13 protein-coding genes, 1 tRNA gene and 1 pseudogene are annotated in these 16,012 nt (G+C 62.4%); 9 read left to right on the top strand and 6 right to left on the bottom strand.

Annotation, left to right across the window (positions count from 1 at the left end; all coding sequences use genetic code 11):
• Positions 1-8: 8 nt before the first annotated feature.
• Positions 9-1,037 (bottom strand): tRNA (adenosine(37)-N6)-threonylcarbamoyltransferase complex transferase subunit TsaD, encoded by a 1,029-nt coding sequence (tsaD, locus tag AB4Y43_RS15890; RefSeq protein WP_342947178.1) that lies wholly within the window; start codon positions 1,035-1,037, stop codon positions 9-11.
• Positions 1,038-1,206: 169 nt separating this feature from the next.
• Here tsaD and AB4Y43_RS15885 point away from each other — a divergent pair, with 169 nt between their 5' ends.
• From AB4Y43_RS15885 to dnaG, 5 genes are all read left to right on the top strand, one after another.
• Positions 1,207-2,427 (top strand): NAD(P)/FAD-dependent oxidoreductase, encoded by a 1,221-nt coding sequence (locus AB4Y43_RS15885; protein ID WP_368728196.1) that lies wholly within the window; start codon positions 1,207-1,209, stop codon positions 2,425-2,427.
• A gap of 111 nt (positions 2,428-2,538) precedes the next feature.
• Positions 2,539-3,516, top strand: coding sequence for a universal stress protein (locus tag AB4Y43_RS15880; RefSeq protein ID WP_368728195.1), 978 nt, complete (start codon positions 2,539-2,541; stop codon positions 3,514-3,516).
• A gap of 145 nt (positions 3,517-3,661) precedes the next feature.
• On the top strand, positions 3,662-3,874 hold the full coding sequence (gene rpsU / locus AB4Y43_RS15875) for a 30S ribosomal protein S21 (RefSeq protein ID WP_013434742.1): 213 nt from the start codon (positions 3,662-3,664) through the stop codon (positions 3,872-3,874).
• A 225-nt stretch (positions 3,875-4,099) separates the two neighbouring features.
• Entirely contained in the window at positions 4,100-4,546 is a 447-nt protein-coding gene (locus tag AB4Y43_RS15870) for a GatB/YqeY domain-containing protein (protein ID WP_069261329.1), read from the top strand.
• A gap of 133 nt (positions 4,547-4,679) precedes the next feature.
• Positions 4,680-6,560: a DNA primase gene (gene dnaG / locus AB4Y43_RS15865; RefSeq protein WP_069261328.1), complete on the top strand. Its 1,881-nt coding sequence runs from the start codon at positions 4,680-4,682 to the stop codon at positions 6,558-6,560.
• Between the two features lie 36 nt (positions 6,561-6,596).
• Here dnaG and AB4Y43_RS15860 read toward each other — a convergent pair whose 3' ends face one another.
• Complete coding sequence (locus tag AB4Y43_RS15860) at positions 6,597-6,821, bottom strand: hypothetical protein (RefSeq protein ID WP_256094439.1); 225 nt, start codon at positions 6,819-6,821, stop codon at positions 6,597-6,599.
• 34 nt (positions 6,822-6,855) lie between these two features.
• Here AB4Y43_RS15860 and rpoD point away from each other — a divergent pair, with 34 nt between their 5' ends.
• A complete protein-coding gene (rpoD, locus tag AB4Y43_RS15855) occupies positions 6,856-9,111 on the top strand; it encodes an RNA polymerase sigma factor RpoD (protein WP_256094438.1) in 2,256 nt (751 codons plus the stop codon).
• A gap of 166 nt (positions 9,112-9,277) precedes the next feature.
• Positions 9,278-9,365: transfer RNA gene (locus AB4Y43_RS15850), tRNA-Ile, on the top strand.
• Between the two features lie 569 nt (positions 9,366-9,934).
• Here AB4Y43_RS15850 and AB4Y43_RS15845 read toward each other — a convergent pair.
• Entirely contained in the window at positions 9,935-10,576 is a 642-nt protein-coding gene (locus tag AB4Y43_RS15845) for an alpha/beta fold hydrolase (RefSeq protein ID WP_256094437.1), read from the bottom strand.
• A 320-nt stretch (positions 10,577-10,896) separates the two neighbouring features.
• Positions 10,897-12,027, bottom strand: a complete 1,131-nt coding sequence (locus tag AB4Y43_RS15840) for an alpha/beta fold hydrolase (protein WP_368728206.1) — start codon at positions 12,025-12,027, stop codon at positions 10,897-10,899.
• A gap of 324 nt (positions 12,028-12,351) precedes the next feature.
• Here AB4Y43_RS15840 and AB4Y43_RS15835 point away from each other — a divergent pair, with 324 nt between their 5' ends.
• Entirely contained in the window at positions 12,352-12,981 is a 630-nt protein-coding gene (locus AB4Y43_RS15835; RefSeq protein WP_069261327.1) for a TetR/AcrR family transcriptional regulator, read from the top strand.
• A gap of 165 nt (positions 12,982-13,146) precedes the next feature.
• Positions 13,147-13,747: pseudogene (locus tag AB4Y43_RS15830) on the top strand (DUF2867 domain-containing protein).
• Between the two features lie 240 nt (positions 13,748-13,987).
• Here AB4Y43_RS15830 and AB4Y43_RS15825 read toward each other — a convergent pair.
• Together AB4Y43_RS15825 and AB4Y43_RS15820 are read right to left on the bottom strand one after the other, a co-directional pair.
• Positions 13,988-14,962, bottom strand: coding sequence for a DMT family transporter (locus AB4Y43_RS15825; protein WP_342947006.1), 975 nt, complete (start codon positions 14,960-14,962; stop codon positions 13,988-13,990).
• 89 nt (positions 14,963-15,051) lie between these two features.
• A complete protein-coding gene (locus AB4Y43_RS15820) occupies positions 15,052-15,693 on the bottom strand; it encodes a TetR/AcrR family transcriptional regulator (RefSeq protein WP_368728194.1) in 642 nt (213 codons plus the stop codon).
• Positions 15,694-16,012: the final 319 nt, after the last annotated feature.

Genomic DNA, 16,012 nt, shown 5'->3' with positions numbered 1-16,012 from the left:
CGAACGGATTAGTGCTGCGCGAGCGACGTCAGATCCCAGCGCGGCTTTACCGTGAACGCATAATCGCGCGTGGCCTGCTCGGGCCAGCGCGCGAGGCGCAGCGCCCCCGCGAGCGCGATCATCGCGCCGTTGTCGGTGCACAGCGACAGGTCCGGGTAATGCACCTCGAAGCCGCGCTTTTGCGCCGCCGCCGAAAGCGTCTCGCGCAACTGCTTGTTGGCCCCCACGCCGCCAGCCACCACAAGGCGCTTCATCTTCGTGCGCTTGAGCGCGGCGAGCGATTTCGCGGCCAGCACCTCGACGGCTGCGTCGACGAAACCGCGTGCGATGTCGGCCTTGCCCTGCTCGCAGATGTTCGTGCCGAGCTTCTTCACCTGCGTGAGCACGGCCGTCTTGAGGCCGCTGAAGCTGAAGTCGAGATCGCCCGAATGAAGCATCGGACGCGGCAGTTCGACCGCGCCTGGCGTGCCGAACTCCGCGAGGCGCGAGACTTCCGGGCCGCCCGGATAGCCGAGGCCGAGCAGCTTGGCCGTTTTGTCGAAGGCTTCGCCGGCGGCGTCGTCGAGCGTCTCGCCGAGGGTTTCGTAGACGCCCACGTCGGTCACGCGCATGAGTTGCGTATGGCCGCCCGACACGAGCAGCGCGACGAACGGAAACGGCGGCGGCGCATCGACCAGCAGCGGCGAAAGCAGGTGCCCTTCGAGGTGGTGAATCCCCACGGTCGGCCGATTCCAGGCCATGGCGAGCGCATTGGCGATGCTCGCGCCCACGAGCAGCGCGCCCGCGAGGCCGGGGCCCTGCGTGAAGGCGATGGCGTCGATGTCGCTTTTCGCGGCGCCGCTCTTCGCGAGCACTTCTTCGAGCAGCGGCAGCGCACGGCGGATATGGTCGCGCGAGGCAAGCTCCGGCACGACGCCGCCGTACTCGCGGTGCATGGCGATCTGCGAATGCAGCGCGTGCGCGAGCAGGCCGCGCTCGCTGTCGTAGAGCGCGAGGCCGGTTTCGTCGCAGGAGCTTTCGATGCCGAGAACGAGCATGGTGGGAGGCAGGGCGACGGCATTGCGCGGCACGAGCCGCCAAAAACCGCCGCTAAATCAAGAATTAACAGAACATAAAAGTATAGCAGCGCGCGTCGAAGCCGGTTGAGCGCGGCAAGTGGTGTCCCTCCCGGACAAGCCCCGCCGCCGCGCAGGTAGAATGCGCGCCATGGAATCTTTCGACATCGCCGTGATCGGCGCAGGGGCGGCCGGCATGATGTGCGCGGCGGTGGCGGGCCAGCAGGGCCGCCGCGTGGCGCTGATCGACCACGCGCCGCGCCTCGCGGAAAAAATCCGCATCTCGGGCGGGGGGCGCTGCAACTTCACGAACCTGCACGCGAGCCCGGCCAACTATCTCTCGCACAACCCGCATTTCTGCCGTTCGGCGCTGGCGCGTTACACGCCGCGCGACTTCCTCGCGCTGCTGCGCCAGCATCGCGTGACCTGGCACGAAAAGCACAAGGGCCAGCTTTTTTGCGACCAGTCGAGCGACGCGATCATCGACGTCCTGCGCGCCGAGTGCGACGCGGGCCACGTGGCGTGGCGCCGGCCGCTGCCCGTCGAAGCGGTGAGCCACGCCGACGGCGCGGGCTTCACGCTCGGCACGCCGCAGGGCGAGATACGCGCGAAAGCGCTCGTGATCGCGACGGGCGGCCTGTCGATCCCGAAGATCGGCGCAACCGACTTCGCCTATCGCGTCGCGAAGCAGTTCGGCCACAAACTCGTTGACACGCGTCCGGCGCTCGTGCCGCTCACGTTCGCGCACGACGAGTGGGCGCCTTATGTGCCGCTCGCGGGCGTATCGCTCGAAGTCCACGTGGCGACGGGCGAGCGCAGGACCGGGGGCGCGTTCGACGAAGACCTGCTCTTCACGCATCGCGGCCTTTCCGGCCCCGGCGTCCTGCAGATTTCGAGCTTCTGGCAGCCCGGCCAGCCGATCCGCGTGAACCTGCTGCCCGAGCACGATCCGGCGGCGGCGCTGATCGACGCCAAGGGCGCGACGAAACGTCAGATCGGCAACCTGCTCGCCGAGTGGGTGCCGGCACGCCTCGCGCATGTATGGCTGGAGGCGCATCAGGTGAAGGCCGACGCGCGTATTGCCGATCTGCCCGATAAAACGCTGCGCAAGATCGGCGAGGGGCTGGCGCAGTGGACGCTTACTCCCACGGGCACCGAAGGCTACAAGAAGGCCGAAGTCACGCGCGGCGGCGTGGACACACGCGAGCTTTCCTCGGCGACGATGATGAGCCAGCGCGTGCCTGGCCTCTATTTCATAGGCGAAGCCGTGGACGTGACGGGCTGGCTTGGCGGCTACAACTTCCAGTGGGCGTGGGCCTCGGGCGTCGCGGCCGGCGAGGCTGCCGCCGAATATTCACTGGGCGCGGGCTGATTTCCTGACCGATACGCACTGCCGAATCTCTCGCGGTTGACCCCTGTCATTGTTGGCTGGGCGCCCGAGGTTCACGCTTGAATGCCTGACCACGAGGAAAAGGTACGAAACGTGAATCGAGAGGAACAGCAGCACAGCGGGCAAATGCGCGGGCCACTGCGGCGAATCATGATTGCCGTGGACGATTCGAAGGCATCGACGCAGGCACTGCGTTTCGCGTCGCGCGTGGTGCCGCGCGACGCCCAGGTGCGTATCGTCTGCGCAGCCGAACAGCCGGGCGCGTGGAACGCGGGCGGCGCGTACAGCGCGGGCGATGCGTGGATGACGGGCGCGCTCAACGCGGCGCGCGGCGATTCTCTCCACGCCGCCGAGCGTACGCTCGAGCACGCGATGTCGGCGTTCAACGGCCAGGTCGCGCTGGTCGAAGGGCAGGTGGTCGGTCTTTCCGGCGAAGCAGGCACTGTCGTGCCTGCGCTCGCCGACGCGGCGCGTGACTGGGAGGCCGACATGCTGGTGGTCGGCACGCGGCACCAGGGGCGCATGAAGCGCTGGGTCGACGGTTCGGTTTCGGGCGCGCTCGCGGTTTGCGCGCCCTGTCCGCTGCTGGTCGTGCCCGTGGAGTACGAGGAAGCGAACGGTCACGCGCCACTCGCCCGCATCCTGCTGGCGACGGACGGCAGTCCGGCCTCGGCGCAGGCGATCGACGCGGCGCTGCGGCTGGCCGAACCGCAAACCACCTTGCGCGCGGTTTATGTCGTGGACCGCAGCAGCGTGGCCGGCGACCCGGTGCCGGGCTCGGTGCTGGAAGATGCGCTTGCCGACCTCGGGCGCAAGGCGCTGGCCAGCGCACACACGCAGCTCGACGTGTCAGGACGTGCTTATGAAACGGCGCTGGTCGCCACCGGGCGCATGCGCGATGACATCGCCCACACCGTTTTGCGCGACGCGCAGGATTGGCAAGCCGATCTCGTCGCGCTCGGCACGCAGGGCCGGCGTGGCGTCGCGCGCTGGCTGCTCGGCAGCGTCGCCCAGCGCGCCATCGAGATCACGCATGTGCCGTTGCTGCTGGTCGGGCCGGGCGCTGCCTGATGATGCTGCGCAGCCCCGCCGGGGAAGGCTCCGGGGGCGATCGGGGCGGCTGCCGGAATTGGGGTTTCCCCCCGAACCGGCACGCGATGCCCCAACCCGGAACTGCTATACTCAATTTTCTTTACCCCCGATCCGTTATTGGAAAATGACGACCATCCGCGTAAAAGAAAACGAACCCTTTGAAGTTGCCATGCGCCGCTTCAAGCGCACGATCGAGAAGAACGGTCTCTTGACCGAGCTTCGCGCGCGCGAGTTCTACGAGAAGCCTACGGCTGAACGCAAGCGCAAGAAGGCGGCGGCGGTGAAGCGCCACTTCAAGCGTCTGCGCAGCCAGATGTTGCCGAAAAAGCTGTACTGATTCCGGCGTAGCCGTGACGCGTGCCCGCGCAGTTCCAGCGTGGGCCTCGCATCAATGTCACGGCGACGTGGACAGCCGGTCCGCGGTCTCTGGTTTCATCGCGCAACGCGGCCGCCGCTGTCCTCTGGTGTGGTCGCAACCATGTCGAATTTGCGCCAACCCGCCTGGAAGCGTTTCCAGGCGGGTTTTTGCATTCCAGCAACCCCAACGTATTTCAGGTGAGTGATGAGTCTCAAAGACCAGATCAACGACGACATGAAAACCGCGATGCGCGCGCGCGAAAGCGAGCGCCTCGCCACGATTCGTCTGCTGCTCGCCGCTATCAAGCAACGTGAAGTCGACGATCGCGTGACGCTCGACGACGCGGGCATCACGGCCGTCATCGACAAGATGATCAAGCAGCGCAAGGACTCGATCAGCCAGTTCGAGGCCGCGGGCCGCACCGATCTCGTCGAGAAGGAAGCCGCCGAGCTGGTCGTCCTGACCGCCTACATGCCCGCGCAGCTCTCGGACGCCGAGATCGCCGCCGAAGTGCAGGCCGCCGTCGCCCAGGTGGGCGCAGCCGGCCCGCAGGACATGGGCAAGGTGATGGGTGTGCTTAAGCCGAAGCTGGCCGGGCGCGCCGACATGACGGCCGTTTCCGGGCTCGTCAAAGCCGCGCTCTCGAAGTAAGCGCAACCGGCTCGCACGCGGCGCCGGCCCGGCCCAAGGGCGGACGCCGTGAGGCCCGTACGTCACGCGTATGCCGCGCGTATGTCACGTATAGGGCCGCGCGAGCCCCGGCTGCCCAAGCGCGCTCGCTTCGATGATTCCGCATTCGTTCCTGCAAGACCTGCTGAACCGCGTCGATATCGTCGACGTGGTGGGTCGCTACGTGCAGCTCAAGAAGGGCGGCGCGAACTTCATGGGCTTGTGTCCGTTCCACAACGAGAAGAGCCCTTCGTTCACGGTTAGTCCAACCAAGCAGTTTTATCACTGCTTCGGCTGTGGCGCGCACGGCACCGCCATCGGCTTCCTCATGGAGCACGCGGGACTGACGTTCCCTGAAGCCGTCGAGCAACTCGCCCAGTCGGTCGGCCTGACCGTGCCGCAAGAGCCTTCGCCCATGCGTGGCGGCGGCGGTGGGGCTGGCGCGGCGGGCGGCTATGCTCCGGCAGCCTCGAAGGCCGTCACCACCGCGCTTTCCGACGTCATGCAGACTGCCTGCGACTACTACCGCAAGCAGCTGCGCAGCGCGACCAACGCCATCCAGTACCTCAAGAAGCGCGGCCTCACCGGCGAAATCGCCGCGCGCTTCGGCCTCGGCTACGCGCCCGATGGATGGCAGAACCTCGAATCTGCGTTTACCAACTATCGCGACGATGCGCTCGTCGAGGCGGGTCTCGTCATCGTCAGCGAAAAGCAGGACGCGCAAGGCCAGTCGCGCCGCTACGACCGTTTCCGCGACCGCGTGATGTTCCCGATCCGCAACGTGAAGGGTCAGGTCATCGGCTTTGGTGGCCGTGTGCTGGATGGCGGCGAGCCCAAATATTTGAATTCCCCGGAAACGCCGCTATTTAACAAGGGCAGCGAACTGTACGGGTTGTTCGAGGCCCGCCTCGCGATCCGGGAACAGCGCTACGTTCTGGTGGTCGAGGGGTATATGGATGTCGTCGCGCTCGCTCAGCTGGGTTTCCAGAATGCCGTGGCGACGCTTGGCACCGCGTGCACGCCGATCCACGTGCAGAAGCTCATGCGTCAGACCGACACGGTGATTTTCAGCTTCGACGGCGACTCGGCGGGCCGCCGCGCGGCGCGCCGTGCGCTCGACGCTTGCCTGCCGCACGCGGCCGACAATCGCACGATCCGCTTCCTGTTCCTGCCCCAGGAGCACGACCCGGACAGCTACGTGCGCGAATTCGGCACCGAGGCGTTCTCGGAGCAGGTCGAGCGGGCCATGCCGCTGTCCCAGTTCATGCTCAACGAGGTGCTGGCGGACAAGGAACTGGACCAGCCGGAAGGGCGCGCCCGGGCGCTGTTCGACGCGAAGCCGCTGCTGCAGCAGCTGCCGGCGAACGCCCTGCGGGCGCAGATCATGCACATGTTCGCGGACCGCCTCGACGTGCCGTTCGAAGAAGTGGCGGCGCTGTGCGAAGTCGACGCGCGCATTGCCCGGGCGGCGCGCCAGGCGCCCGCACGCAAGGACCGGCACCTCGTGACCGGGATCGAGCGCAAGGCGCTGCGCAACCTCGTGATGCACCCGCGCATCGTGCTGCAACTGGAGGAAGAGGCCGAAAAGGCGTTGATCGGACTGACGCGCCACGGCGAGCTGTTCGAGGAAGTAACCACTCACGCGCGGGCGCTGGGCGAGTCGGCGGAATTTCAGCTCCTTTCGGACCTGCTGAGAAATGGGGCCAATGCTCCAACCTTCGAGGAGATTTTTCGCGAAATTCTGGACTATGATGAAAACGTTCGGGATTTGCTGATGAAAAATCCGGAAGATGGCGCTGCAGTGGAGGAGCGCCGCGAGCAGGAGCGGCTCGTGAGCGAAGAATTGACGGCGGCAATCCTGAAAATGCGGTACGACGCCTGTTGCGATCGCCTGGACGCGCTTTCGCGGCAGTCGCGACATACGCCTGAGGAACTTGCCGAATTGATGTCACTGAATCAGACGCGGGCTGACATGAAACGTCAGCTCGGTTTGTAAGGGAAGGACCGCACAGGGGGATTATTGCCCTGCGTGCTAAAATAACAGGTTTTCAGCGGTTTGTTTTTGTTTTTTCCGGGTGGGCATAATGGGTTGGGGTAATCCGTGAATGTCCAGTTTTCCAGCAAGGGGCGGAATGGCAATGGCAAAGACTACAGGCGGAAAAAAGGCAACAGGCAAGGGCTCGACGGAGCCGACCAGCAAGGTCACAACGGCCACAGTTGCCAGTTCTTCCGCCCGGTCGTCGGGCAGTGGGTCCACCAACCGTTCTGAACCGGCTACCCGGAAGAGGTCGATGACTGTTTCGGCTGCGCGAGCAGCGCCTGTCCGTGCGGCGAAAGCCGCTACGCAGCCGGCAACGAAGCGGTCCGGTTCGAGAAGTGCAAGGGAAGTGCCTGCCGTCGAGGACGATGCGGCAGAGCGCGAGGCTCAAGCATCCACGGTTCAAGAGGCTGTTGTCCAGCAGCCGCGAGTCGAGACACTAGCCGGTACGGCGAACTCCATGACGAAAAAGCTGAATGAAGTACCCGTCGATGACGACGCAAACCAGAGCGAAGACAGCACCCCCGCCGCGGGCAAGGTCGAAAAGACCACCCGTGCGCGCGACCGGCGAGCGAAGGAGAAGGCGCTGCTGAAAGACGCGTTCGCGTCGTCGCAGCCCGGCACCGTCGAGGAGCTCGAGGAGCGCCGCACGAAGCTGCGTGCGCTCATCAAGCTCGGCAAGGAGCGCGGCTTCCTCACCTATGCGGAAATCAACGATCACCTCCCGGACAACTTCACGGAAACCGAGGCGATCGAAGGCATCATCAGCACGTTCAACGACATGGGCGTGGCCGTCTACGAGCAGGCCCCCGACGCCGAAACGCTGCTGCTCAACGACAACGCGCCCAACGCTTCTTCGGACGACGAAGTGGAAGAGGAAGCGGAAGTCGCGCTTTCCACCGTCGACTCCGAATTTGGCCGCACGACCGATCCGGTGCGTATGTACATGCGCGAAATGGGCACGGTCGAGCTCCTCACGCGCGAGGGCGAAATCGAGATCGCCAAGCGCATTGAAGACGGCCTCAAGCACATGGTCATGGCGATCTCCGCCTGCCCGACCACCATTGCCGACATCCTCGCCATGGCCGAGCGCGTGGCGAACGACGAGATTCGCGTGGACGAGCTCGTCGACGGCCTGATCGATCCGAACGCCGAAGACACCGACGGCTTCAACGCGAAGGAAGCGGAAGAGATCGAAAACGAGGACGAAGAGGAAGAGGCCGAAGAGGAAGAAGAAGAGGAGGAGGAAGAGGACGACGGCGCGGCGCAGGCGACGGCCAACGCGGCGCAGCTCGAAGCCCTCAAGCGTGCCTCGCTCGAAAAGTTCGCGCTCATCAGCGAATGGTTCGACAAGATGCGCCGTGCGTTCGAGAAGGAAGGCTACAAGTCGAAGTCTTACCTCAAGGCGCAGGAAACCATCCAGAACGAGCTGATGTCGATCCGCTTCACGGCGCGTACCGTCGAGCGTCTGTGCGACACGCTGCGTGCACAGGTGGACGAAGTGCGCCAGGTCGAACGCCAGATTCTTCACACGGTCGTGGACAAGTGCGGCATGCCGCGCTCGGAGTTCATCGCGCGTTTCCCGGGCAATGAAACCGACCTCGAGTGGTCGGAGAAGATCGTCGGCGAGAGCCATGCGTATAGCGGCATCCTTTCGCGCAACATTCCGGCCATCCGCGAACAGCAGCAGCGCCTGCTCGATCTGCAGGCGCGCGTGGTGCTGCCGCTCAAGGACCTGAAGGAAACCAACCGCCAGATGGCGGCCGGCGAACTCAAGGCTCGCCAGGCGAAGCGCGAGATGACCGAGGCGAACCTGCGTCTCGTGATCTCGATTGCGAAGAAGTACACGAACCGTGGCCTGCAGTTTCTCGACCTGATCCAGGAAGGCAACATCGGCCTGATGAAGGCGGTGGACAAGTTCGAATATCGGCGCGGCTACAAGTTCTCGACCTACGCGACGTGGTGGATCCGTCAGGCCATCACGCGCTCGATCGCGGACCAGGCGCGCACGATCCGCATTCCGGTTCACATGATCGAAACGATCAACAAGATGAACCGCATTTCGCGGCAGATCCTGCAGGAAACCGGTCTCGAGCCGGATCCGGCAACGCTCGCCGAGAAGATGGAAATGCCGGAGGACAAGATCCGCAAGATCATGAAGATCGCGAAGGAGCCGATCTCCATGGAAACGCCGATCGGCGACGACGACGATTCGCATCTGGGCGACTTCATCGAGGACAACAACACGGTGGCGCCTGCCGACGCCGCGCTGCATGCCTCGATGCGCGATGTCGTGAAGGACGTGCTCGACTCGCTTACGCCGCGCGAGGCGAAGGTGCTGCGCATGCGCTTCGGCATCGAAATGAGCACCGATCACACGCTCGAAGAAGTGGGCAAGCAGTTCGACGTGACGCGCGAGCGCATTCGCCAGATCGAAGCGAAGGCGCTGCGCAAGCTGCGCCACCCGAGCCGTTCGGACAAGCTCAAGTCGTTCCTTGAAGGGAATTGAGATTGGTTGGTTTTAATGCACAGAAGTCATGTGCAAGATGGCCAGGCCGACCCGCTTTCGTGTAGTATGTCGGCCTGTCGTCGAAAAGCCCGGCCTTTGGGTAGACCGGGCTTTTTTGTTGACACGTCATCGTTGTTTCGTTTGTCGCTACGCTTCGTAGCTTCGTGGGCCGGACGCCGTGTTGGTTGCAGGCAGCGGACTCATAATCCGCCTCCGAAAGGACGTCGTGGGTTCGAACCCCACCCGGCCCACCATTCGCTATTCCATAGAACTCCAACATATTCCGATGGAGTAGCCGAAACCCTTACTGGGTGGGCTTCTCAGGCCGTCGGCTGTTCCGCTGTTTGCTGGCTTGGTCCGTTGACTCCCGCTGGTTGGTGGGGGTCACACGGTGAACGCGACGAGGTTCGGAGCGCTTACAAATTTGCTGAATACCTGCCCGCACGTCGGAAAATGATGCAGGCTTGGGCCGATCATCTCGATAAATTGGAACGTGGCGCAAGGACGACCCCAAAAGAGCACACGCGGATTTCCTTCAAGATCTCGTGACCTGACTTTGAATGACACTGCGTGAGTGGAAGGCCTGGGCACGATCATCAGCGTCGAGACGCAAGGTGGGTATGTTCTATTCGTGTAAGTTTAAATAGTATCCACACGGTTTTAATAGGAATACTTACCACATAGGTCGATTCCGCTTCGATTTCTTCGAGAAAACTTCAACCGCTCACGCAGCGCGGAGAGAGAAGCGGTGCCGTGGATTCATTTGGCCGATGACCTACCGAAGCACGCTGGGCGACGCCCGGCTGCCTGAGCAATATGGAATTCAGCCGAGGGCTGACTCGACCAGCCAACGACGTGCAAGCTCGGTGCAGAGCGACGGCCGCTCGAGGGTTGGGAAGTGTCCGCAACCTTCGAGCGACACAAAGCGGGCGTGCGGAATCAACGTGGCAATGCGACGGCCGACGCTGACTGGAACGAAACGGTCAGCGTCCCCCCATACGAGCAGTGTTGGTATCCTGCTCGCTGCAAGCGTCGGCCAATGATCTGAACGAGTCAACGTAGCATCCGACTGGCGTGCGAATACTTCGGCCCCCGTGTCGCGGGCCATCTGAACGAACGCAGCCCTCGAAACAACGTCCTGAGAAGGAATCGCATGCTCGGCGAACTCCGCGATTACGCGCTCATGTTCGCCGGAACGAATTCTCTGGCTTGTTGCACGAGCCACATCCGGATTCGGGTGAACGCCTGGTTGGCAGTTCATTAGCCAGATTCCGTGGACACGATCTGGACACCGTGCCAGCACCTCCATTGCAAGGCACCCACCATAGGCTGTGCCAGCGAGGATGAATGGGCCTTTTGTGGAAGCCAAAAGGCTCTCCGCACTTTCGGCAAAAGTCGATTGCGTGAGTACGCAAACAGACGCTGATACAAGATCCTTTAGTCCGTGGACCTGTTCGGCGTACATCCGCCCGTCGCACGGCATCGCGGGGAGAAAAATCAGCGGTAGCGGCATAGAGGGAAGACAGGTGTTTTCAGGCCCAGCGGGCGGCGCGCGTGCCGACTAGGCAGCAAAGCGATTGTCCGCGTTTTTGATCAACCTTCCAATTAGAGCAGACGCTCGCGACGGGCTGTTGCAATGACGATCTCATTGACCGTCAACGATCTATAGGTTGATGGCGAACTGCCGTTCTCGGCCGCGGCAGTTCGCCGACCGACTGTCGGCAAGCAAATGGGCGACCCGCGACCGCGGTGCGCAAAGGGCCCAGGCGGTAGCCATTCCCCAACCTAATCGCTGATGTGACCTGGCTCGCCCACTTCCTTGATGAAGGCAAGGAGGAGCTCGCTGAGCCGAACCGGCTGCTCCTGTTGGATCCAGTGACCGGCGCCGTCGATCAACTCGATGCCCCCCATTCTCGTCGCCGCCTTCGTCCTCATGAGATCGAGCGCGCCAGGCGCTGAATAGGTGCCCCAATCGCTCTTCCCGCCAATGAAAACCGACGGGACATCGATCGTCTTGCCCGAGAACAGGCGCAACTCAGCGTTCAGGTCAGAGTCGGAAAAGACGCGATAGGCCTGCAGGGCGCCTTGAAACCCCGTGCGGCCATACTCCTCCGTGTACACCCCAAGTTCCGGCTCGGTGAGCCATTTGCAGGCCATGACATCGGCGGAGGAAGGTTGGAATGGAGCGACGGTCTCGGGCATCGTCTTGCCGAGATCCATGACGTAATAGGTGGGCATCTGTGCAAGTTCTGTGGCGGTCAGCGCCTTCAACGGATGCGGCTTGTTTCCCGGCCAGTCGGCGCTTTTGACGTAGAAAAATGCTCGAAGAAACGCGTGTAAGCCCTGAGGGGGGTGCCACATGTCATGGTTCGCCTCTCGTGAACTCAGGTATTGCTGGTAATGCTCTCTCGGCGGGTCGAGTGCCGCCAGCGCGGCTGCTAACTTTTGATTGGCCGTGTTCGGTTGAACCGGCGATACCTCGCTTTCCGCAATGTCGAACGGAAGCGCCGGCGGGCCGGGGAACGGTGCGCTCATCAGCGCCACCGAGGGGAAAACATCAGGTCTGGCTAGCGCACAATAGGCCGCCACGGGCGAGCCGAGGTCGTGCCCGACAAGCATTGCCGTACGCCGATATCCCAATGCCAAAACCAGTCCGAGGGCGTCGCGAGTCATATTCAGAAGGCTGAAGGGCGCTAGCTCGGCGTCGTACTCGTTCACCCAACCGGTGGTGCGGCCAAAGCCTCGCTGGTCAGGCGCTACGACGTGGTAGCCGGCGTCAGCCAGAATTGGAATCAGGTGTCGCCAGCCGTAAGCCAGATCAGGAAAACCGTGCAGAAGCAGTGCGAGCGGCCGGCCGGGTTTGTCGTAACCGGCCTCGAGAATATGGACATCGAGGCCATTTACCCCGTGGATCATGCGCGAGCGGACCGTCTTCGGGAGCGTTCCCTCGGCATATGTCGATGTGGACAAGTCAATTCCTCCAATGGGGTTTGCGCGGGCGGGCCGAATTAAAGAGGCCGCCAGGCTGACCGCGCCCATCGCCAGGACAGCTCGTCGGGAAGGCATAAAGCCACGTGGATGCCTCATGTCGGAACGCCCCGTCCGCATGCAAGCGCTGGGTTCAGTTCCAGCGAGCGCGCCGCCGCAATCTGGGCAGGCGGCGCATGATTGAACGAGCCTTCTTGACTTGCGATTGGGTCGGGAGGCATCGGCAACTCCTGGTATGGTGATCGCCATAGTATGGCAATCACCATAGAATCAGCAAGCGAAACGTGCTATGTTCTCGGCATGCCACGTAAGACTGACGCCCGCGCCCGTGCGATTGCCACGGCCCAACGACTGTTTCGCATCCAGGGCTACACTGCGACGGGATTGACCCAGCTCCTTGAAGAAAGCGGTGCGCCTAAAGGATCGTTCTACTTTCACTTTCCACGCGGCAAGGCACAACTCGCGGAAGAAGCAATCGATGAGTACGTTGCGAATCGAATTGCTGTGTTACGGGACATCTCGGCGAATACGACGGGTGATGCCCTGAATTTTGTTCATCAGATTTTCAGGACCTTTGCGGCCGAAATGGTCGCCTCTGATTTCCAGTACGGATGTCTAATGCAAAATCTGGCGAATGAGCTGCCCGCGCTCGACGCTGACCTGACCAAACGGGTAGCGCGCGGATTTGCTGAGTCGACTGGGCTTATTGCGGAGCATTTCAGGGGATGCGGCTTCGCTCCCGAGCGCGCGTCCGCTACGGCAGCCGCATTGGTTGCAGCCCTCGAAGGCGCGCGGACGATCGCCCGGCTTGAACGCACGCCGGCTATATTCGAGGCGCTGGCAGAGGTCAGTGCCCAAAGGTGGGCTGGGCCGGAGGGGTGATCCGGTCCAGTGTTCTCGGTCGGACAAAATCGGCACCGAGCATCCTGTGAAGACCGTCGGTCTTTCGCCAATGTCCGTTCGCAGACGAGCAGCCACCGCAGGAACGTCTTGGCATTGTCCATTGCCGGACCGCACAACCGGTTTGGCTTCGGCTTAAGCAGGCATATGCCGTGCCAATTTTCTCGACTGTGTTCGCTTGGGACGTGCAGCGGCAGCCGGGGCAATTTGAACGCCTGGAGAATGGCCATGCAGACGAATTCGAAGAAGGCCGAACAGGTCGGCCTCCCGGCGACCTCACGGCTGAGCCGGTCGTACGGCAAGGCTGATTTTGCCGACGCATTTTCGGTGGACTTGCCAGGGACTGCCTGCAACGACGCAGAGTCTCTCGCTCGACACATCTTTGCCGAGCAACCCGAGTGGATCGCGACGCTGCAGGGAGTTCGCGACATTGCCGTATGGCCATTCGGACTTAAAAGAACGGTCGATCTGAAAATCGCGAAGGGAGACCGGCTTAGTATTTTCCGTGTTCGAACGGCACAAAGACGAGATCATTCTGGGCGAGAACGACACGCATCTTGATTTCCGTGTGTCGGTTCTCGTGCAGCCTGCATCTGAGGGCCGGCCCCAGCGGCTGATAGTCACTACGCTTGTCTTCTACAATCGTTTGCTGGGTCGGGCCTATCTCGGCCTTATCGCTCCTTTCCACCGCCTCGTCGTGCGAGCCTCGCTCGACCGGGCACAGCGGATCGGATGGCCCGGCCGGTAGCGGCGATTCACCAACGCCCTTCCAGCGGGCCGTAGATGACCAGATCTCAAAGTGGCGGGCTCCTGAGAGCGGTCAGGACCAGGCGTAGCTGTCCATTTTGACCTGTTCAGTCACGCTATCGCACCTTCACTTGCAGCCACTCATGCCCGACAGGGCCGCCGAGGCTGTTCCAGACGCAGTACCAGCTAAATACGCCATTGATCCGTTCTGCCGTCGCCATGTGCATCGTGGAGTATCCGATCATGCTGCAGCCGACGCCGTCATCCTTAACGAGCGGTGACGCAAATAAACGTTGTTCATGATTAGCGCGACGGCAGTCAATGTTGCGCCCCCGATCTGGGCCGACATCGGCACTACTCCGGTCAGCGCGGACACGACGAATGCGGTAATCGGTACGACGTCCATGAACAGCACGCCGTTCATCGGACCCAGGATCCGGTTTCCGGAGACCCAGAACAAGATCGCGCCGAACCCAGCGACGGGCCCCATGTAGAGCAGATGCGGCGCAATGGAACGCAGCATCGACAACGTCGGCGCGGGCACCGCGTGCAGTGCAATCAAGATCGCGTTGACGGTAACGATCGTGGTAAGACCTAGCCAGGTCGTCATCGTCGTGTACTTCAATGCTGACCAGCGTGCGAACCGCGCCGAGCCGAACGTGTATACCACCCAACAAAACGCTCCGATCACGATCAGCCCGCTGGCAGCGTAGTGCTGGGGTCCGTGAATGGCGGCCAGCAAATCGCCGTTCGTAATCACCAGCGACACGCCTGAGAACGATGCCGCGACGAACAGAAGCGAGAGCACTGGTGGTGCGCTGCGTCGTAGCCACGAGCTAAGAAGCAAGCCCATCATCGGTTGCGTTGCCATCATGATCGACGCATCGAGCGCGCCGTCCGGCCCGGCAAGTTGCTGCCCGAGAAAAACGAACGAGCCGAAGCCGCAAAAGCCGACAGAGCCGAGCAACCACGCAGTCCCGAGCGAGTGGCCGTGGGCGGCAAACGCGCCAGCACCTTCGCGATACCGTAGCAGCATAGCGAAAGCGACCCCGGCTATCAGATAGCGCAGGGACGTAAACGTGAATGGATCGACGTGTGTCAACGCGTCAGTCATTATGGGAAACATCGCGCCCATCAGCACCGTACCCACCAGGCACAGTGCAACGCCCTTCCAGTAACGTATCGAAGATGCAGATGAAGCTGAGATTGATTTCATGACTGATCGTTCTCAAAATAGGTTAAAAAAATGCCAGCGGCCGCCGACATCCCCACAATCACCGACTCGTGCCGATGGAAACGTTCATCTCAGACCAGCGCTCGCATCGTCATGTCCACAATCGACGTGAGCGCGGATTTGTCCAAGTCGGTCTTGCCGAGCACTCGCATCCCCTGAACGATGCAGAGCAGAAACCGACCAACCTCCTCTGCGTCCAAGCGTTTATCGAATTGGCCAGCCTGCTGGCCGCGCGCGATCGCAAGACTGAACTGCGTCGCGATGCGGTGCAGCGTCGATTCGATGTGGGAACGCATGTCCTGGTCGTCCGGTAGCAACTCGATCGCCGCATTGGTGATCAAGCAGCCGTGCCGATCGAGCAGATTCGCGCTGACCAACGTGTAATGCAGCAGCGCCGCGCGCAACGCGTCAGCCGGCGGCATGTCGGCGGCCAGCCGCTCCTTCAGCCGCGCGACTGCACCTTCCGCATAGCGATCGAACGCCGCGACAAGCAAACCGTGCTTGTCGCCGAAGGTCCGGTAAAGACTGCCGCGGAACACGCCTGTAGCGTCGCACAGCGCCTCGACAGGCGTCGCGTGATAACCATGCGCCCAAAATATTCGGGCAGCAGCGTCGATCGCCTGGTCGACATCGAATTCCCGCGGTCGGCCGCGTTCCGCAGAACGTTCGGGACGGGAGCGAGCGCGAGTTCGGGAACTGTCGAAGGTAGTCATGGAGTAGATATTAGAACCAATCGTTCTCAAAATCAACCTGCAGACTCTATTCCGAAACGCTCGCTGGGCGATTGAGGATATTCAGTTTTCTGGATGAAACCTTGATCGCCGCAATCGGAAATAAGAGAGGGATACTGATGCCGGAATTGAACGGCCGAGTGCACCAGTCGTCTGGGACGCGCCTGATGCAACAGGCATAGTCGACCCGCAGCGGTCCTATAGAAACGTAGAGAGGATTGTCGCGTCCTCGCGCGAGAGCCATTCAGCTGCGGCGAAATGGGTGCTTTTGCTTACCACCCCTCCCAAAACGACTAGTTCG

Source organism: Paraburkholderia sp. BR10872, from assembly GCF_040965835.1.
Lineage (GTDB): Bacteria > Pseudomonadota > Gammaproteobacteria > Burkholderiales > Burkholderiaceae > Paraburkholderia > Paraburkholderia nodosa_A.
Note: the sequence above shows the minus strand (reverse complement) of the source record. Positions and strands in the feature narration are given on the sequence as shown.

Excerpts from the sequence above, each read along its gene's own strand:
- rpoD (WP_256094438.1), top strand. The coding sequence starts at position 6,856 with ATGACTGTTTCGGCTGCGCGAGCAGCGCCTGTCCGTGCGGCGAAAGCC.
- AB4Y43_RS15870 (WP_069261329.1), top strand. The coding sequence starts at position 4,100 with ATGAGTCTCAAAGACCAGATCAACGACGACATGAAAACCGCGATGCGC.
- AB4Y43_RS15825 (WP_342947006.1), bottom strand. The coding sequence starts at position 14,962 with ATGAAATCAATCTCAGCTTCATCTGCATCTTCGATACGTTACTGGAAG.
- AB4Y43_RS15820 (WP_368728194.1), bottom strand. The coding sequence starts at position 15,693 with ATGACTACCTTCGACAGTTCCCGAACTCGCGCTCGCTCCCGTCCCGAA.
- AB4Y43_RS15840 (WP_368728206.1), bottom strand. The coding sequence starts at position 12,027 with ATGATCCACGGGGTAAATGGCCTCGATGTCCATATTCTCGAGGCCGGT.
- dnaG (WP_069261328.1), top strand. The coding sequence starts at position 4,680 with ATGATTCCGCATTCGTTCCTGCAAGACCTGCTGAACCGCGTCGATATC.
- AB4Y43_RS15835 (WP_069261327.1), top strand. The coding sequence starts at position 12,352 with ATGGCAATCACCATAGAATCAGCAAGCGAAACGTGCTATGTTCTCGGC.
- AB4Y43_RS15845 (WP_256094437.1), bottom strand. The coding sequence starts at position 10,576 with ATGTACGCCGAACAGGTCCACGGACTAAAGGATCTTGTATCAGCGTCT.
- AB4Y43_RS15885 (WP_368728196.1), top strand. The coding sequence starts at position 1,207 with ATGGAATCTTTCGACATCGCCGTGATCGGCGCAGGGGCGGCCGGCATG.
- rpsU (WP_013434742.1), top strand. The coding sequence starts at position 3,662 with ATGACGACCATCCGCGTAAAAGAAAACGAACCCTTTGAAGTTGCCATG.
- tsaD (WP_342947178.1), bottom strand. The coding sequence starts at position 1,037 with ATGCTCGTTCTCGGCATCGAAAGCTCCTGCGACGAAACCGGCCTCGCG.